The organism is Franconibacter daqui (genome assembly GCF_014644275.1).
Taxonomy (GTDB): domain Bacteria; phylum Pseudomonadota; class Gammaproteobacteria; order Enterobacterales; family Enterobacteriaceae; genus Franconibacter; species Franconibacter pulveris.
Genome location: NZ_BMKJ01000001.1, coordinates 1237321 through 1253318, shown reverse-complemented (window position 1 = coordinate 1253318; position 15998 = coordinate 1237321). Strand labels below are relative to the sequence as shown.

15 protein-coding genes are annotated in these 15998 nt (G+C 59.1%); 6 read left to right on the top strand and 9 right to left on the bottom strand.

All coding sequences use genetic code 11. The annotated features are described in order from the left end of the window. Positions 1-82: 82 nt before the first annotated feature. From IEX01_RS05970 to IEX01_RS05960, 3 genes are read left to right on the top strand one after another with little or no spacing between them, the layout of a single operon-like run. The gene (locus IEX01_RS05970; RefSeq protein WP_188723436.1) at positions 83-1096 is read left to right on the top strand and encodes an SIS domain-containing protein; all 1014 of its coding nucleotides are present in this window, start codon (positions 83-85) and stop codon (positions 1094-1096) included. Further along, a complete protein-coding gene (locus IEX01_RS05965) occupies positions 1093-2013 on the top strand; it encodes an ROK family protein (protein WP_024560983.1) in 921 nt (306 codons plus the stop codon). The genes IEX01_RS05970 and IEX01_RS05965 overlap by 4 nt, the downstream gene beginning before the upstream one ends. Before the next feature lie 32 nt (positions 2014-2045). Next, a complete protein-coding gene (locus IEX01_RS05960) occupies positions 2046-3458 on the top strand; it encodes a sugar porter family MFS transporter (RefSeq protein WP_188723435.1) in 1413 nt (470 codons plus the stop codon). Between the two features lie 188 nt (positions 3459-3646). Here IEX01_RS05960 and IEX01_RS05955 read toward each other — a convergent pair whose 3' ends face one another. After that, complete coding sequence (locus tag IEX01_RS05955; RefSeq protein WP_024555443.1) at positions 3647-4126, bottom strand: GNAT family N-acetyltransferase; 480 nt, start codon at positions 4124-4126, stop codon at positions 3647-3649. Positions 4127-4210: 84 nt separating this feature from the next. Here IEX01_RS05955 and IEX01_RS05950 point away from each other — a divergent pair, with 84 nt between their 5' ends. Further along, a complete protein-coding gene (locus IEX01_RS05950; protein ID WP_048887832.1) occupies positions 4211-5122 on the top strand; it encodes a LysR family transcriptional regulator in 912 nt (303 codons plus the stop codon). A gap of 149 nt (positions 5123-5271) precedes the next feature. Continuing rightward, entirely contained in the window at positions 5272-5892 is a 621-nt protein-coding gene (locus tag IEX01_RS05945) for a GNAT family N-acetyltransferase (RefSeq protein ID WP_188723434.1), read from the top strand. 44 nt (positions 5893-5936) lie between these two features. Here the strand turns inward: IEX01_RS05945 and IEX01_RS05940 are convergent, their stop codons facing one another. After that, complete coding sequence (locus IEX01_RS05940) at positions 5937-6698, bottom strand: class I SAM-dependent methyltransferase (protein ID WP_188723433.1); 762 nt, start codon at positions 6696-6698, stop codon at positions 5937-5939. 105 nt (positions 6699-6803) lie between these two features. Here IEX01_RS05940 and IEX01_RS05935 point away from each other — a divergent pair, with 105 nt between their 5' ends. Next, positions 6804-7598, top strand: a complete 795-nt coding sequence (locus tag IEX01_RS05935; protein ID WP_024555441.1) for a helix-turn-helix transcriptional regulator — start codon at positions 6804-6806, stop codon at positions 7596-7598. Positions 7599-7658: 60 nt separating this feature from the next. Here IEX01_RS05935 and IEX01_RS05930 read toward each other — a convergent pair whose 3' ends face one another. The 7 genes from IEX01_RS05930 to IEX01_RS05900 form a co-directional block, all read right to left on the bottom strand. Next, positions 7659-8627 (bottom strand): sensor domain-containing diguanylate cyclase, encoded by a 969-nt coding sequence (locus IEX01_RS05930; RefSeq protein WP_188723735.1) that lies wholly within the window; start codon positions 8625-8627, stop codon positions 7659-7661. 307 nt (positions 8628-8934) lie between these two features. Further along, the gene (locus IEX01_RS05925; protein ID WP_188723432.1) at positions 8935-10566 is read right to left on the bottom strand and encodes an FGGY-family carbohydrate kinase; all 1632 of its coding nucleotides are present in this window, start codon (positions 10564-10566) and stop codon (positions 8935-8937) included. 42 nt (positions 10567-10608) lie between these two features. Continuing rightward, positions 10609-11337 carry an SDR family oxidoreductase gene (locus tag IEX01_RS05920; protein WP_024555438.1) on the bottom strand — a complete coding sequence of 243 codons (729 nt, stop codon included), beginning with the start codon at positions 11335-11337 and terminating at the stop codon, positions 10609-10611. A 19-nt stretch (positions 11338-11356) separates the two neighbouring features. After that, positions 11357-12622 carry a sugar ABC transporter permease gene (locus tag IEX01_RS05915; RefSeq protein ID WP_188723431.1) on the bottom strand — a complete coding sequence of 422 codons (1266 nt, stop codon included), beginning with the start codon at positions 12620-12622 and terminating at the stop codon, positions 11357-11359. Beyond that, on the bottom strand, positions 12619-13437 hold the full coding sequence (locus IEX01_RS05910; RefSeq protein WP_024560993.1) for an ATP-binding cassette domain-containing protein: 819 nt from the start codon (positions 13435-13437) through the stop codon (positions 12619-12621). The genes IEX01_RS05915 and IEX01_RS05910 overlap by 4 nt, the downstream gene beginning before the upstream one ends. A 60-nt stretch (positions 13438-13497) precedes the next feature. Then, positions 13498-14541 (bottom strand): ABC transporter substrate-binding protein, encoded by a 1044-nt coding sequence (locus tag IEX01_RS05905; RefSeq protein WP_024555435.1) that lies wholly within the window; start codon positions 14539-14541, stop codon positions 13498-13500. Between the two features lie 421 nt (positions 14542-14962). Then, the gene (locus IEX01_RS05900; RefSeq protein WP_024555434.1) at positions 14963-15943 is read right to left on the bottom strand and encodes a LacI family DNA-binding transcriptional regulator; all 981 of its coding nucleotides are present in this window, start codon (positions 15941-15943) and stop codon (positions 14963-14965) included. Positions 15944-15998 lie beyond the last annotated feature (55 nt).

The window sequence follows — 15998 nt, the reverse complement described above, 5'->3', positions numbered from 1 at the left end:
CATAATCGATATCGTGCATTGACTTGCACGATATCGTGCATATAGGGTGTAACGGTTCTGTTAACGTTATGAAGAGGTTTCCATGTCTACGCCCTATGAAAATGATATCGCCATGCAGCCGCAAGCCATCAACGCGCAGCTCGCTAACCCGCTGCCGCAGGCGCTGCATGATGTGCAGCTTGCCAGTTACGACCGGATAATCCTGACCGGGATGGGATCGTCTGACTACGCGCTGATTCCGGTTGAGCGCGCGCTGGCCAACCGCGGCTATCCGGTCTGGCGGATTGACGCCGGCCGGTTGCTGGATATGCCCGGGCTTATCACCGAAAACACCCTGCTCTGGGCGACGTCCCAGTCCGGGATGAGCGGCGAAGTGGTCGCATTGCTGGCGCAGGGCAACCGTCCACGCACGCTGATTGGCTTAACGAACGATCGGGAAAGCGTGCTGGCCAAAAAGGCGGATATCCTCGTTACGCTGGAGAGCGGCGATGAGGCGACCGTCAGTTCTAAAAGCTATCTCAATACCCTGATTGCCTGCCACCGGGCGCTCGCCGTCCTGCTGGGCGAAGACGACGCGCAAGCCTGCGCCGCGACAACGCATGTGCTTGCCGCAGTGCAGTCGCTGGTGGGCGAAAGCGAGTCCGTGGTTGATATGGCAGAGCAACTCTTCACGGCCCGCCGCCCCCGCATTGCTTACATCGGCACGGGATCGTTTGCCGCCAACGCGTTGACCGGAGCGCTCATCACCAAAGAGGCATCGAAAGTCAGCGCCGAAGGGTTTATTGGCGGCGAGTTCCGCCATGGCCCGCTGGAAACCTCCGGCGAGGGCATGCTGGCGGTATTGCTTGGCAAACCGGGCGACGAAACGCTGGAAAAACTCGCCGCGGAAATGCTGGCGAACGGCACCCAGGTGGTGACCATCGGGTCGGCGCCTTATGCTGGTTCGCGGCTCTTGTCCGTGCCGGAGGGCGACGAACTGGGCCAGCTGCTGTGCGGGTTTATCTACATTGAACATCTGACGGTTGCGCTGGCGAGAAAGAACGGCTTTATCCCGGGGCATTTCCTCTATGGGCAAAAAATTACGGTGGCGGTATGAATCCTTCAACGTCAACGGTAACGGCGGGTATCGATCTCGGGGGCACGGGCACCCGCATCATCATTCGCGGTGAAGAGGGAACGATAAGCACACGGACGGTTCCTACCGTCCTGTTCAGCAACATCGAACAAAGCCAGCGCGCGGGGGCGCTGGCATCACACGTGCTTGAGCTGGTCCCGCCCGGCATGACGCTTGTCAGCCTCGGCATCGGCGCCAGCGGCCCCGTCGATACCGACGCCGGCGTCATTACCAATAAAGATACGCTTGAATGCTTCTCCTTTTTCCCGCTTGTGGAAGCGCTTCGCAACCACCTGCAGGTCAAGGTCAGCATTGATAACGACGCGGTTGCCGCCGTGCTTGGCGAATATCACTTCGGTGCGGGCATCAACAGTAAACGCCTGCTGATGGTAACGCTTGGCACGGGCATCGGCGTCGCGCTGCTGGAAAACGGCAGGCCGTTTCGCACCAGTAACGGCGCGCATCCGGAAGCGGGACATATCCCGATTTCCGGCAACCCTGCGCCCTGTTACTGCGGGTTGCACGGCTGCTGGGAAACGCTGGCGTCGCGAAGCTGGCTTCAGCAGAACCTCGAGAGCCTGCTGCCGGGCATCGCTTTTGAAAAGCAGGATCTGAATTTTTATCGCGAGATGGCGGCGCAGCGCGACGAGGTAGCGGCGCTGTTTCACCGCTACGGGAATTATCTGGGCCGGGGCCTGGTTACCTTATTAACGCTATATGGACCCGACCTGACTATCCTGAGCGGCAGCGCCGCCCATTATTATCCGCTGTTCAAAACGGGGCTTGAACAAGCGTTAACCCGCTCGGAAGCCTATGCCGTTAATACATTGATCGTACCGTCTGAATTAGGAGACGTTGCTGGCGCGCTGGGCGCGACGGTTATTCCGTCTTTGAACTAAAACATCTCTTTTACTTATGGCAGGTGAATATCATGGTGCATTCACAAAATAAACATGCGTTGAGCAAGCCTGTAAAAATAAAGACCAGCATTTTTATCATTCTCTCGGTTATTATCTCCTCGGTCGGCGGCATTATATTTGGCTATGACACCGGGATTATTGGCGGGGCGATTGTCTATATCGGCAAAGAGTTTCAAATAAACGATCTGATGCAGGGCGTGATTGTCAGCACCTCGTTATTGGGTGCGATGATTGGCGCGCTCGCCGCCGGGCCGCTCGCCGATAAATATGGCCGAAAGCTGGTGCTGTTTATTTCCGGCCTCTTTTTCGCCATCGGCGCGGCGGGTTCCGGCTTCAGCCACAGCATTGAAGCGCTCACCGTGGCCCGCATCCTTCAGGGCATTGGCGTGGGGGCCTCGTCGGTTCTCGTCCCGGTCTATATCGCCGAGTTGTCGCCGGCTAAAATTCGCGGCGTTCTGGTCACCTCTTTTCAGCTAATGATTACGGCAGGAATTGTGCTGGCCTATGGCGTTAACGCCGGCGCGGAAAGCAGCGGCGGCTGGCGGTTTCCGGTAGGCATAGCCGGCGTTTTCGGCGTCATGCTGGCGGTAGGCGTTATGTTTGTGACGGAGTCTCCCCGCTGGCTGATTGCCGTCAAACGTCGCGACGACGCGTTCACGACGCTTAAGAAGCTCAGAGGAACCGCGAGCGTTGAGGCGGAAATGCAGGAAATTGAACGCCTGGAAATAATTGAGCAGGATACCCTGCGCTGGCGCGATTTATTGCGCGGCCACGTGCGGCCAATGATAATTATCGGCGTTCTGGTCGCTTTCTTTTCCAACGCCTGCGGCATCAATCTGGTTATCTATTTCGCCCCGCAAATCCTGCAATCCAGCGGCTTTACCTCCTCGGTATCCTGGATGGGCACCATCGGTTTAGGCATCGCCAACGTCATTTTCACCGTCGTGGGTATGCTGATTGTCGATAAAGTGGGTCGCCGTCCGCTTTTGATAGCAGGCGCCATCGGGTTAACCCTCAGCCTGGTTATTCTGGCGGTGCTGTTCTCCGTCCCGGCGTTCCCGGGCAGCAACTGGCTCGCGCTGGCTTCTCTGCTTTTTTATATTGTGATGTACGCCATTAGCCCCGGGATGCTTGGCTTTTTAATGATCTCGGAAATATCGCCGTTAAGAGCGCGCGCAAAAGTCACCAGCCTTTCCATTTTTATTATCTTTGCGACCAACCTGGTTATCGCCCTGCTCTCTTTACCGATGTTAAATGGCCTGGGCGTCTCGCAAACCTTCTGGATATTCTCCGCTATCTGTGTGGCGTTCACCTTATTCAGTTTTTACGTGCCGGAAACGAAAGGAAAAAGTCTGGAAGAGGTCGAACTCTGGTTTAAAGAGAAATACAGCGGCATTCAGGAAACCCATAACGCCGTCAATTAATTTACTTACGACGTTAAAAGAGACTTTATTCTTTATTACATCGAGGCGTATGCAGCAGGGTCGGTTTATTCCTGCCGCAAAGGATTTTTACGCCTGAATCATGCCATTAAACAGGCCTGCCCACGGCAGGCCTGCGTGATTACCACCCCTCAACGACGCGGATTTACATCTTCAGTGGCTTTGCGCGTTTAACGCTCTGCGAAATTAAGCAACGCTTCGCCATCCAGGCGGTAGCGCACCCATTCGCTCTGGGGCAGCGCGCCGATGCTGAGATAAAAATCAATCGCCGGCTGGTTCCAGTCGAGCACGCTCCACTCCAGTCGACCGCACTTGCGCTGCACCGCCAGACGGGCGATGTGCTTGATAAGCGCTTTGCCCGCCCCCTGGCCGCGGGCGTCAGGCGAGACATAGAGATCTTCCAGATAAATGCCGTTGCGGCCAAGCCAGGTGGAGTAGCTGGTAAAGAAGACGGCATAGCCTATCGTCACGCCATCCGCTTCGCAGATCAGCGCTTCCGTTTTACTCTGGGCGCCAAACAGCGTCTCGCGGATCTCCTGCGGGCTGGTCACCACCTCTTGCGGCGCTTTTTCGTAGACCGCCAGTTCGTAAATCATGTTGTAAATCACTTCTGCGTCGGCGGGGCGCGCTTCACGGATGCTGATACTCATGGCTTTTCCTGTCTTTCCTGAATTGAGGCTGACAAGCATAAGCGCTATTGTGCCCTGCATGAAGTGCAACTATCTCAACAAAAGATGAATGTTATGCATCCGGCGCTCCGAAAACTCGATCTCAACCTGCTGCCTGTGTTTGATGCGGTGTTTCGCCACCGCTCTGTGAAGCGCGCCGCGGATGAACTCTTTATGAGCACGTCGGCGCTAAGCCATGCCTTATCAAGACTGCGCGCCTTTTTTAACGACCCGCTCTTTTACCGTGAGGGGCACAACATGTGCCCCAGCGTTTATGCCTGCGAACTGGCGCCGTCGATAGCCTCAGCGCTGGGCGCGCTGAACCAGCAGCTTTCGCCCCGTCCCGCCTTTGATCCCTCAACCAGCCGCCATTGCTTCCAGATTGCCATTACGGACTACACGGCATTCTGCATCTTCCCTACACTGATAAGCGAACTTGAGCGCAGCGCGCCAGGCGTGCGCTTTGAGCTGCGCTATTTGCCGCACAGCCCGGCGCTGAACGAACTGCTCGCCGGCGAAGTGGACCTGGCGCTGGGCTTTAGCGCGCCTGACGACGTCACGCCGCCTGAACTGGACGCGATTGACTGGTTTGAGGATGAGTATGTGGTCATCAGTCACGCCCGCCGTACGCGCATGACGCTGGAGGATTATCTGGCGGCCCGCCATCTGGTGGTCACCCCGTGGAATGAAAGCCAGGGCATTCTGGATTTACAGCTGGAGCGCATGGGCTATACGCGGCAGGTCACCCTGAAAACGCCCTCCATGCTGAGCGCGCCGTTTATTGTCGCGCAGAGCGATCTGTTGATGGCGATGCCCCGCTTCGCCGCCGCCCGGCTGGCGTCGGCGGCCGGTATCACGCTGTTTGCGCTGCCTTTCGCCGTGCCGCCTTTTGAGGTGAAAATCTACTCGCATCAGCGCAGCGGCAAAAGTGAGGCCACGGACTGGTTAAAGCGTGTGCTGCGAAGCCTTATCAGCTAGCTATCCGGCAAAATAAGCCTGGGGCATCTCATTGTTCTGTATTTAAAAAATGTCGCAAAAACAGGTAGCCATAACGGCAGCGGGACAGTAGGTTTTATCAGCGCTAAATAAGCATCGCCACCTGCAAAACGCTATAAAAGGAAACGCGTATGACGCATTCAGACAGCACACTGCCCGTTGGGTATTCCCGTGTCGCGCCCGGCCATGTCGCAAGCGTGGTGACCTGCCTCGAAATGCTGAGCAAGCCGGAAACAGCAACCGCCCCGCTGCCCGCAGGCGTCACGCTGGTAAAGCTGCGTAACCCGGAGCTTGAGGCTTACCGGGCTCTGTTTCGCCAGGTCGGCTCCGCCTGGCTATGGTACTCACGCATCCTGATGGAAGATGAGAAGCTTCGCGCCATCCTGAACCGCGAAAGCGTGGAGGTGTATGTGATTAAAGAAAAGGAAGAGGATATCGGCATTCTGGAGCTCGATTTCAGCGAGCCGGACGCGTGCGAACTGGTGTTTCTCGGGCTGACGCCAAATACGACCGGCAAAGGTTTTGGCCGGGCGATTATGAATCAGGCCATTGCACTTGCGTGGTCGCGGCCTATTAAACGTTTCTGGGTGCACACCTGCACGTTCGACCACCCTTCGGCGCTGGGCTTTTATATCCGCTCCGGCTTTCGTCCTTACGCGGTGCAGGTCGAGGTGCAGGAAGATCCGCGGCTGACGGGGCACCTGCCTGCCGACGCCGCGCCGCATATTCCGGTTATCAGGCCCGCTAAATAACGCAAAAGCCAGTCCAGGACTGGCTTTTAAACGATAAGGCCCGTCTATCGCGCCCGGAACATAATGGTATCCGGCGTAAAAGACCCATCGTCCTCAATGGCGAAGTAGGTTTTGACGTCATCGGAAACGGTTTGCTGCAACAGGCGAATCGCCTCCACCAGCGCGGCGGGCGTTTTCATTCGTTCAACCCAGGCGCTGAATTCCAGCGCCTGGCGGCCCGCCACCATCTCCTGCACCGTCATGCCGCTCTCGTTGACCAGCCGCAGCCACTCTCCCTGCGAATAGTTATGTACATGCGAAGGGTCGCGCAGCATCTCCACCGTCTGTAACCAGACGTCGCGCACCGGCTGGCCGGGGGACGCGATGTCCATCAAAATAAACTCGCCGCCCGGCTTCAGTACCCGCTTTACCTCGCGCAGCGCCATGCCGACGTCGTGCCAGTGGTGAGCGGAATAGCGGCTTATCACCACGTCGAAACTCGCCGCCGGGAAAGGCAACGCCTCCGCCTGGCCCTGACGGGTGGCAATATTATTTAACCCCCGCGCCAGCGCCGCCTCCTGCACCACGGCCAGCATACTGTCTGACAGATCGTAAGCGGTGACATGAGCCGCCTTCTGCGCGGCGGCAAAGCTGGCGTGCCCTGCTCCGCAGCCAATATCCAGCACCACGGCGTCCGGCTTATCGCTGAGCCAGACGGCCAGCCGCTCTAAATCTTTACCCTGCGCATGAACGCTGCTTTGCAGGTAGGCCTGCGCCTGGCCGCCAAACTGGGCGCCGACTAATGCTTCGTGTGTTTTTGCTGTCATTTTTATCGCCTTATGGTGAGGAAAACCGCTCTGTGAAATGACTATACTGCGCGCTTTATACGGGTACAATATTGCTACTTATACTGGTATAAGGGAGTACCACGCATGGAAACCACCCCGCTTTCCGGCCCGAAAGCGTTGGGCGCTTTTTTACGCACCCAGCGGGAAAACACCTCGCCCGATATGCTCGGGTTGCCCGTGACGGCAAGGCGACGCACGCGCGGCCTGCGGCGCGAAGAGGTGGCGCAGCTCAGCGGCATCAGCACCACCTGGTATACGTGGATTGAGCAAGGCAGAGAAATCTCGATTTCTGCGCAGACGCTTTCGAATATTGCTGCGGCGCTGAAGATGAAACCGACGGAAAGAAGCTATCTTTTTCGCCTCGCGCTGCAAAATGACCCGCTCGAAGAGGCGGTGCCGGTCGTTGAGGAGGCGGTGCTGGCGGCGGTGAATCAGGTGAGTGAGCCCTGCTATCTGCTCGATTTAACCTGGAACATGCTGGCGTGGAACGCGCAGGCACAGGCGTTGTTCAGCGGCTGGCTCGATAACGACGCCGTGCCGAATATGATGCGGTTTATGTTTCTGCATCCGCTGGCGAAACAATTGGTGATGGACTGGGAGACGCGCGCCAGCCGCATCGTGGCGGAGCTGCGGGCCGACGCCATGCACTACCCGCATGATGAAACGCTCAACCGCTTTGTGCGCCAGATGAGCCAGGAGAGCGCGCCGTTTCAGGCGTTCTGGCAGCGTCAGCAGGTGATAGCGCGCGAAGGGGGCGAGCGCCTCTTCCGGCATGCGCAGCAGGGCCTGGTCTCCTACCGCCAGGTCAGCTGGCAGCTCGCCAGCAACCGCACGCTGAAGATGATTATGCTGCTCCCTGAAGAGGCGGCGCAGCGCTAGCGCCGCCGCATCCCGGATAACCCGCGCACGGCTTGCGCGGTTAAAAGGCGCGTCATGGGATTACCGGCGCTGCTCAAGCTGTTTCCTGCGCTTCTGGGAATACATCACGCTGTCGCTCTCTTTTACCATCTCGTGCAACGAGTGATATTTTGCGCCGTCACTGTCGAGAATGCCGTAAGAGTAGTTGATGTTATAAGGCTTGCCGGCGCGCTGGTTGTGCGCCTCCAGGCTTTCATGAAGCGAAGCCAGAAAGCGTCGGGCGTCGCTATGGCTTGCCAGCAGCACGGCGAACTCATCGCCGCCGAGCCGCCCCACGACATCTTTCGGGCCAAGATGCTGTTGCAGATGCGTCGCGAAAACCTTCAGCACCTGGTCGCCCTCGGCATGGCCCCACAGGTCGTTAATCGGCTTAAACTTATCCAGATCAAAAAAGAGCAGGCTAAAAGAGGCGCCGTGATTTCGCAGAGCGTGAAAGCGTTTCTCTGCGCGGCGGTAAAAGCCGCGGCGGTTAGGAATACCGGTCAGGCTGTCGGTCATCGCCATGCTGATGACCTGAAATTCATCTTCCACGATAAACGCCAGGTCCTGTAATGCGTCGATATCTTCCTGACTGAATGTGCGAGGCGTTGAGTTAACCAGGCAAATCGTTCCCACTACTGCGCCATCCGGCAGATGCACCGGGTAGCCTGCGTAAAAGCGAATATAGGGTTCGCCAGTCACCAGCGGGTTATCGTAAAAGCGCTCATCCTGGCGCGCATCGTTAACAATAAACGGACCTTTTTGCAAAATAGCATGCCCGCAAAAAGAGACATTTCGCGACGTTTCTCGCTCGCTAAGCCCCTGGCAGGCCAACAGCCACTGCCTGTCGCGGTCAAGCAAACTAATGAGCGCGACAGGCACCTGAAAAAGTTTTTTCGCCAGTCGGGTTAAGCGTTCGAAACGCTCATCGTCCCGGGTATCCAGCAGATCCATCATGTAGAGCGATTGCAGCCGCTCCTCTTCATTTTCAGGAAGACCGGGAAACTTCATCATTACACTCCACATCAATTACGGTGCGCACGCCTGCGTAACAAAAAACGAACCTGCCAAAAATACCTCAGGTGAAACGGCAGGTATAGAAAGGAATGCGCTCCCTTCCTGGAAATAGGGTTTCGATCCGCACCTTCATGCGCTGTCGGCGCAGTACCCGCACGGACAATGCGGCCATGCTGCAGTGAATGACGGCAGGCTCGTTGAAAGCGTGACCTCATTAAGGCTATCGCGTTATGCCGGGTTAAGCCCGTCTGGCGTGAAAAGGTTCGCCTTTCTGTTAATGGCGCTGCCGGGGTACCGACGGCTAGCTGTCAAGCCCGCGCGCGGCCTCCTGAAGCCGCAGGAAGCTCGCGTAGCGTCGCTGGTGACGCTCGCTCCAGGCCGCCGCAGGCGTATACTCCCCGGCAACGGCGCAAAAACGGCTCATCCCGTCGCTAACCGAGTCAACCACCCCGCCTGCGACCGCAGCCAGAATAGCCGAGCCGAGCAGCACCGGCTCGCGGGCTTTGGTGGCGATCACCGTCCGCCCGGTCGTGTCGGCCAGCAGTTGCCGGATGAGGGGATGTTGACCGGCGCCGCCGCTTATCACAATAGCCTGGGTATCCACGCCCGCCTGCTGCTGAACATCCATTATCTGGCGCAGCCCGTAGCCAATACTGCAAATGCCGGCAACGTAGAGCGACAGCAGGCTTTCCGTCTCGTTTTCCATCCCGAGGCCAGCAATCACCGCCCGGGCATGCGGGTCGGCAAAAGGCGAACGGTTGCCAAGAAACTCCGGCACGACGTGGATCCCCCGGGTATAGTCCACCGCCCCGGACGCCGAACCCACCTTTTCGAGCACGCGATCCGCCAGCCAGACCGGCAGCGGGACGCCGAGCTGATTTGCCTGCGCCTGGGCGTCGCGCGCTGCCGGATGCAGCGACAGCAGCCTGTCGATGGCCGCCCCCGCCGCGCTCTGCCCCCCTTCGTTCAGCCACATGCCCGGCACCATGGCGGAATAGTACGGCCCCCATATGCCGGGTAAAAAGACCGGTTCGTGGGTTGAGGTCATCGTGCAGGAAGAGGTGCCAAACACATAGGCCAGGTTCCCGGCAGGGCCGCCTTTTACGCCCGCCGTCCCGATGCCGCCCGCATGCGCATCGATAATGCCGGCGGCGACGGGCGTGCCGGGCAGCAGACCAAGCTGGACGGCGGCCTCTTCGGTCAGGCCGTTTGCGCAGCGCGTTCCCGGTTCGACAATATGCTGGCCGATGCGGCTGAACCCTTCGTCAGCCAGCTCCTCAAGACCAACCTGGCGGAAATAGCTTTCGTCCCAGCGTTGCTCATGGCTGAGATAAGTCCATTTGCAGGTGACGGTGCAGCTGGAACGGGCAAGGTCGCCCGTCGCTCGCCAGGTAAGAAAATCAGCCAGGTCAAAAAACTGCCACGCGTTATCATACGTTGCCCGGCGGTGCTCTTTCAGCCAGAGGAGCTTAGGGGTTTCCATTTCCGGCGAAATAATGCCGCCCACATAACGCAGCACCGGGTGATTCAGCGCAGTAATCCGCTCCGCCTGTTCAGTGGCGCGATGATCCATCCAGACGATGATATTGCGATCCGGGTCGTGGCTGTCGCCCACCGCCAGCGGCGCGCCCCCTTCGCCCAGCACCACCAGCGAACAGGTGGCATCAAACCCAATGCCGGCAACCTGGCCGGGCTTCACCCCGGCAAGCCCGAGCGCCTCTTTTACCGCATCGCAAACCGCCTGCCAGATGTCCCGGCTCGACTGCTCAACCGCCTGTCCATCGCCATAAAACAGGGAAATGTCCCGTTTCGCCGTCGCCAGCATCTCGCCTCCGGCGTCGAACACGCCGGCGCGCGCGCTGGCGGTGCCGACATCCACGCCAATAAGAATATTATCGTCGACGTTGCCCCTGTTCTGCGCTTCGTTATTCATCGTTTCTCCGTTGTCGTCCGGCCAATGGGTTACAGTGTCACTTCACAGATCCACGCTGTTAGGCAGAATGACCAGATCGCGCACCGTGACGTTTCGCGGTCGGGTCACCATAAACAAGATAGCCTCCGCCACCTCTTTCGGCTGCATCAGGCTGCCGTTCGCCAGCGCCTCTTCCATTTTCTCTTTCGGCCAGTCATCCAGCAGCGCGGTCACCACCGGGCCGGGCAGCACCGCCCCCACGCGTATGCCATACTTCGCGACCTGCCGACGCGTGGTGTGAACAAACGCCTGAACGGCAAATTTCGAGGCTGTATAAATCGGCTCCCAGATAACCGGCACGACGCCCGCTATCGAGCTGGTGAAGAGAATGTCGCCCGATTTTTGCGCGATCATATGCGGCAGCACCGCGTGCACGGAGCGAAACGCCGCATTGATATTCAGGTTGAGCATGCGGTCCCAGTCGTCCGGGTTGCCCGCTTCAATCGGCCCGCCCACATAGGCGCCGGCATTGGCGTGGAAAATATCCAGCCCCCCTGCCGCATCAAGGATGCCCTGCAACATGCCGGAAACCTCCTGCGGCTTTAGCAGGTCGATAACCAGCGCAAACGCCCCGTCGCCCATCTCGCGGGTGAGCTGCTCCAGCCTGTCGCGCGCCCGGTCAATCAGCACCACCTTCGCCCCTGCGGCGAGAAAGGTGCGGGCGCACTCAAGGCCAATGCCTGAGGCGGCGCCGGTGATGGCGACAACTTTATTCTCAAAGGGATCAAGCATGGGTTTCTCCTGTAAAGACTCAGGCGCGGCCGTGCGAGACGCGCGTGCGCCGGGCGAGGGAATCGACGATAACGGCGATAGCGAGCACGCCGCCCGTAATCATGTAGCGCAGGGAAGACGGCAGGTTCAGCAGCGTCAGGCCGTTGGAGATGGACTGAATAACGATAATCCCCAGCAGCGCAGACCAGGCGCTGCCCCGCCCGCCGAACAGGCTGGTGCCGCCAATCACCGCCGCCGCGATGGCGTTAAGGTTCACGTCGCCCGTCCCCGCCTGCTGGCTGGCAGAGGCGAGCCGGGCGGCGGCCAGAATTCCGCCTGCGGTGGCAAAGGTGGTGCAGAGCATAAAGGCGCTAATGTAAATGGCCCGCACGTTGATGCCCGAACGACGCGCCGCTTCGCGGTTGCCGCCGATAGCGAACATCGAGCGTCCCCATTTGGTGCGCTTAAGGGCGTAGTTAAGCAGCGCTGCAAACACCACGAACAGGCCGAAAATCCAGGGCACGCCGCGCCCGAGGTTGAGGTAAAACACGGCGAATTCAAAGATAGCCGTCAGCACAATGGCGCGAATCAGCAGCGCGCTCATCGGCTCCGAAGAGAGGTTGACCTGCTCGCGTCGGGCGCGGGTTTTCAGCCCCTGCGCTATCATCACCACTCCCGGGAGCAGGGCCGCCAGGTAGGCGAGCGCATCGGGCATCACCATCACCTGGCCAAAGCGCACCAGCGGCGAAATATAGGGCAAGTTAATGCTGCCGGACGGCCCCAGAATATAAAGCTGCATCCCCAGCAGGGCCAGCAGCCCGGCAAGCGTCGCGACAAAGCTTGGCATGCCGAGGCGGGTATAGAGCTGGGCGTAAACCAGGCCTACCAGCGCCCCGGTTATCAGCGCCGCCACAATAGCCCCCGCAACAGGCCACCCGTGGTTGACCCACAGCACCCCGATAATGGCGGAAGCCAGGCCGCTCATCGAACCGACGGAAAGGTCAATTTCGCCGAGCATCAACACGCACACGATGCCAAGCGAGATAAACCCGACGGTGGCGCAGTCAAACAGCATATTCACCAGATTATTGGGCGCCAGGTAAACCGGGTTAAGCAGGCTGAACGCCGCCGAGATAAGAATCAACCCCAGCACCACCGGAATCATCCCAAGGTCGCCGCTTTTAATCCGGTCGATAAAGGTATAGAGAATGGCGGTAAGGCCCTCGTTATGGCGCAACCGTTCGTCGCTGCGGTCGAGCGCGGCGCGCGGGTTTGGGACAGGCGTTTTTTTGGCAGGCGTCGTCATGGGCTAACCTCCCTTCCTGCGGGATGGGGGGCGGATTTTCTCTCCACCCGGCGCGATACGGCGTTTTCCGTGGCGCCGGTAATGGCCGCCACCAGCTCCTGGTTCGACGCTTCTGGCGTAAAGATGCCGGTGTTGCGCCCCAGGCGCAGCACCACGATGCGGTCCGCCACCGCCCGCACGTCCTCCATGTTATGGCTGATAATAATCACCCCCAGCCCGCGGGCGCGGATGCGCTCTATCAGGTTAAGCACTTCAGCGGTCTGGGCGACCCCCAGCGCGGCGGTAGGCTCATCGAGCATGACAATTTTCGGATCCAACAACAGCGACCGGGCGATGGCGACCGTCTGCCGCTGGCCGCCGGAGAGCGAGGCGACAGGCTCGCGCACGGAAGGAATACGGGCCGCCAGCTCCTGCAACAGCGTCCAGGCGCGCACCTCCATCGCCACTTCATCCAGTTGCCAGGCGGAAAGCTCATGGCCTAAAAACAGATTGGCGACCACATCCAGGTTTTCGCACAGCGCCAGATCCTGAAACACCGTGGCGATGCCGTACTCCAGCGCTTTGCCCGGGCTGTCGAGGTTCACCTCCTGCCCTTCAAATTCCACCCTGCCCGACGTCGGCTGATGCACGCCGGCGAGGATTTTAACCAGCGTTGATTTGCCTGCGCCGTTATCGCCCACCAGCGCGACCACTTCACCGGCGTAAATTTCCAGATCGATATCCGTCAGGGCTGATACGGCGCCGAAGTTTTTTGAAACGCCGCTGAGCTTCAGTATCGGTCGCCCGTGACCGGACGCTTTGCCTTCATTCACCATAACGCCCCCTGACGTGGATGGCGGCAGACCGGCCTCGTCCCCGGGCCTGTCGCCCATGACTTACTGAATGCCTAACGCTTTGCACTCCTCTGCATACTCGCCGGTACAGACCTGGGCGGGAGTCTGGATCTTCTTATCGAAGATTTCCGCTTTGATGTTTTCTTTCGTCACCACCGCCGGGGTAAACAGCTGCGAAGGCGTGTTGTAGAGCGTGGTGGTGGCTTTAGGCGATTTCCCCTCCACCAGCGCCATCGCCGCATTGGCGGCAGCGGCGGCCACAATCTCGGAGGGTTTGGAAATGGTGTTGTACTGGTCGCCTGCAATAATCAACTGCAGCGCCGCGATAGTGGCGTCATTGCCCGTGACTGGCGGCAGCGGCGTGACGCCCGCAGCTTTAAAGGCGGCGATGGCTCCGCCGCCGGTCCCGTCGTTGGCGGCGACAACGCCTTTAATCTGATCGCCGAAGCGCGTTATCTGCCCTGCGGTCCACTCCTGCGCTTTGGGCGGCGCCCAGTCTGGCGTGTCATACTCGGCCAGGGTTTTGTAGCCCGATTCTTTAAGCCCACGATGGATGCCGTTGCGAATCAGCCCGGCGGCGGCATCGGTGGGCGAGCCGTTTATCTGCAATACGCCCGCGCCCTGCGGGACGCCTGAGGCTTTTAGGTGCACGACCAGTGATTCAGAGATGGCGTAGCCTATCCCTTCATTGTCGAAAGAGACGTAGAAATCCGCGGGTCTATCCGGGATGGGACGGTCATAGGCAATCACTTTGACATCCTGTGAATGGGCGATTTCCATCAGCCCCGCCGCCGCCGACGAGTCAACCGGATCCAGCACCACCACCTTCGCCCCCTGCGCAATCACCGAGTTGAACTGCTGCTGTTGCAAAGAGGCGCTGGCGTTGGCGTTCTGATAGATGACTTTACAGTCGGGACAAAGCTTAGCCATTTCCGCTTTAAAGCCCGGATAGTCATGCTGCTCGTAGCGGGTGGAGGCCTGATCGGGCATCAAAAACGCGACCGTGGCGGACTCCGCCGCCCGGGCGCTCCCCGTTGCGGACATCATTATCGCTGCCGATGCCATCAGGATCGTGCGGTAGCTCATTTCTCTTCTCCTCAGGTAAGCGGAACGCAGTGCAACGTGCGCAGGCGCCGGGCCTGCAGATGTCCATGGCAAACGAGAGCGACGGGGAAAGGGACGGCGGGACAGCAGCGGGTCTGGGTTACACCACAGACGCTTCCCGGACGGGCATTTTCCTCAACGGAGTCAGCGCTTTTAATTCACATTTTATTTACTTTGTTAATACATTAGCGCAACCATCAGGCGATGATTATCGGGAACCCGGTTTTGGTTAAGCCCGCAGCAAAAGAGTTGTAAATGTGTGACTGAAAGCGGGAAAACAGCAAAAAAATCAACCGCTTCGGCTGAATAAAAAGGCACCCCAGTGGGCGCCTTTCCCTCAACCGCACGCGTGATTTTATGAGGAAGCCAGCAGGCGGCGGGTTTTGCGGCGGTAACGCGGGTTTCAGGTGCTGGCGCGCACAATGAGCCGCCAGTCCATCATCACCCGCTCGGTCGGCGCATGCGGGTTATCCATTTTTTGCTGCAACAGGCTGAAGGCCTTGCGGCCGATATCACGCGAAGGCTGCGCGATGGTGGTGAGCGGCGGCGACACCATTTCCGCGAGCTCCGTGCCGTCGAAGCCCGCCACGGCGATATCCTGCGGCACGCGCAACCCCGCCTGCCGGATGGCGGACATCGCCCCTGCCGCCAGCGTGTCGGAGATGGCAAACACCGCGTCCGGGCGCGTCTCTTGTTGCAGCAACGTTTCCATCGCCTGTTTGCCGGCGCTGAAGCTCAGCGCGCTGGCGTACGTTATCGCCTGCCACTCCAGCTGGCGGCTTCGCAGCTCCTGCTGATAACCCTGCTGGCGCAGCTGGGCGTATTTGTAACTGAGATCGTGGTTAATGAGCGCAATGCGCTGACGTCCGCTTTCCACCAGGTGACGCACCAGCTGTCGTGACGCGTCGACGTCGTTAATGCCCACGCACGAGATATCCCCGGCGTCGGCATATTCAGCGCACTGCACCCAGGGCGTGTCGCCAATCAGCTGGGTGAGTTCCGGTAACGTGGTGAACGCATCCATGGTAATAACGCCATCGACGATTTTGCCCGAGAGCAGTTGCAGGCTGGAGCGCGAACGTCGGATATCGGAGCCGGAGTTGCACAGCAGAATACGGTAGCCCTGCTGCTCCGCCTGCTCCTCAATGCCTTTTACCAGCTCGGCGCAAAACGGGTTGGTAATGTCAGAAACCAGCACCAGCACCATTGAGCTGCGCGCGGTACGCAGCTGCCGCGCTAACAGGTTCGGTTGATAGTTACTGGCCTTGATCGCCTGCAGGACTTTCTCGCGGTTCTTTTCCTTTACGGTGTCGCTGTTGTTCAGCACGCGTGACACCGTAGCAACCGAAACCCCCGCCAGCCGGGCGATCTTTTGAATGGACATGGTGGTAACACTTCCTGGGAAACACGGGTAGTAAGCAGGCTACCATAAATTCCCG

Coding starts and splice junctions, on each gene's coding strand:
- IEX01_RS05940 (WP_188723433.1), bottom strand. CDS start 6,698: ATGACAGCAAAAACACACGAAGCATTAGTCGGCGCCCAGTTTGGCGGC.
- IEX01_RS05950 (WP_048887832.1), top strand. CDS start 4,211: ATGAATGTTATGCATCCGGCGCTCCGAAAACTCGATCTCAACCTGCTG.
- IEX01_RS05920 (WP_024555438.1), bottom strand. CDS start 11,337: ATGCTTGATCCCTTTGAGAATAAAGTTGTCGCCATCACCGGCGCCGCC.
- IEX01_RS05970 (WP_188723436.1), top strand. CDS start 83: ATGTCTACGCCCTATGAAAATGATATCGCCATGCAGCCGCAAGCCATC.
- IEX01_RS05905 (WP_024555435.1), bottom strand. CDS start 14,541: ATGAGCTACCGCACGATCCTGATGGCATCGGCAGCGATAATGATGTCC.
- IEX01_RS05910 (WP_024560993.1), bottom strand. CDS start 13,437: ATGGTGAATGAAGGCAAAGCGTCCGGTCACGGGCGACCGATACTGAAG.
- IEX01_RS05935 (WP_024555441.1), top strand. CDS start 6,804: ATGGAAACCACCCCGCTTTCCGGCCCGAAAGCGTTGGGCGCTTTTTTA.
- IEX01_RS05955 (WP_024555443.1), bottom strand. CDS start 4,126: ATGAGTATCAGCATCCGTGAAGCGCGCCCCGCCGACGCAGAAGTGATT.
- IEX01_RS05960 (WP_188723435.1), top strand. CDS start 2,046: ATGGTGCATTCACAAAATAAACATGCGTTGAGCAAGCCTGTAAAAATA.
- IEX01_RS05965 (WP_024560983.1), top strand. CDS start 1,093: ATGAATCCTTCAACGTCAACGGTAACGGCGGGTATCGATCTCGGGGGC.
- IEX01_RS05925 (WP_188723432.1), bottom strand. CDS start 10,566: ATGAATAACGAAGCGCAGAACAGGGGCAACGTCGACGATAATATTCTT.
- IEX01_RS05915 (WP_188723431.1), bottom strand. CDS start 12,622: ATGACGACGCCTGCCAAAAAAACGCCTGTCCCAAACCCGCGCGCCGCG.
- IEX01_RS05930 (WP_188723735.1), bottom strand. CDS start 8,627: ATGAAGTTTCCCGGTCTTCCTGAAAATGAAGAGGAGCGGCTGCAATCG.
- IEX01_RS05900 (WP_024555434.1), bottom strand. CDS start 15,943: ATGTCCATTCAAAAGATCGCCCGGCTGGCGGGGGTTTCGGTTGCTACG.
- IEX01_RS05945 (WP_188723434.1), top strand. CDS start 5,272: ATGACGCATTCAGACAGCACACTGCCCGTTGGGTATTCCCGTGTCGCG.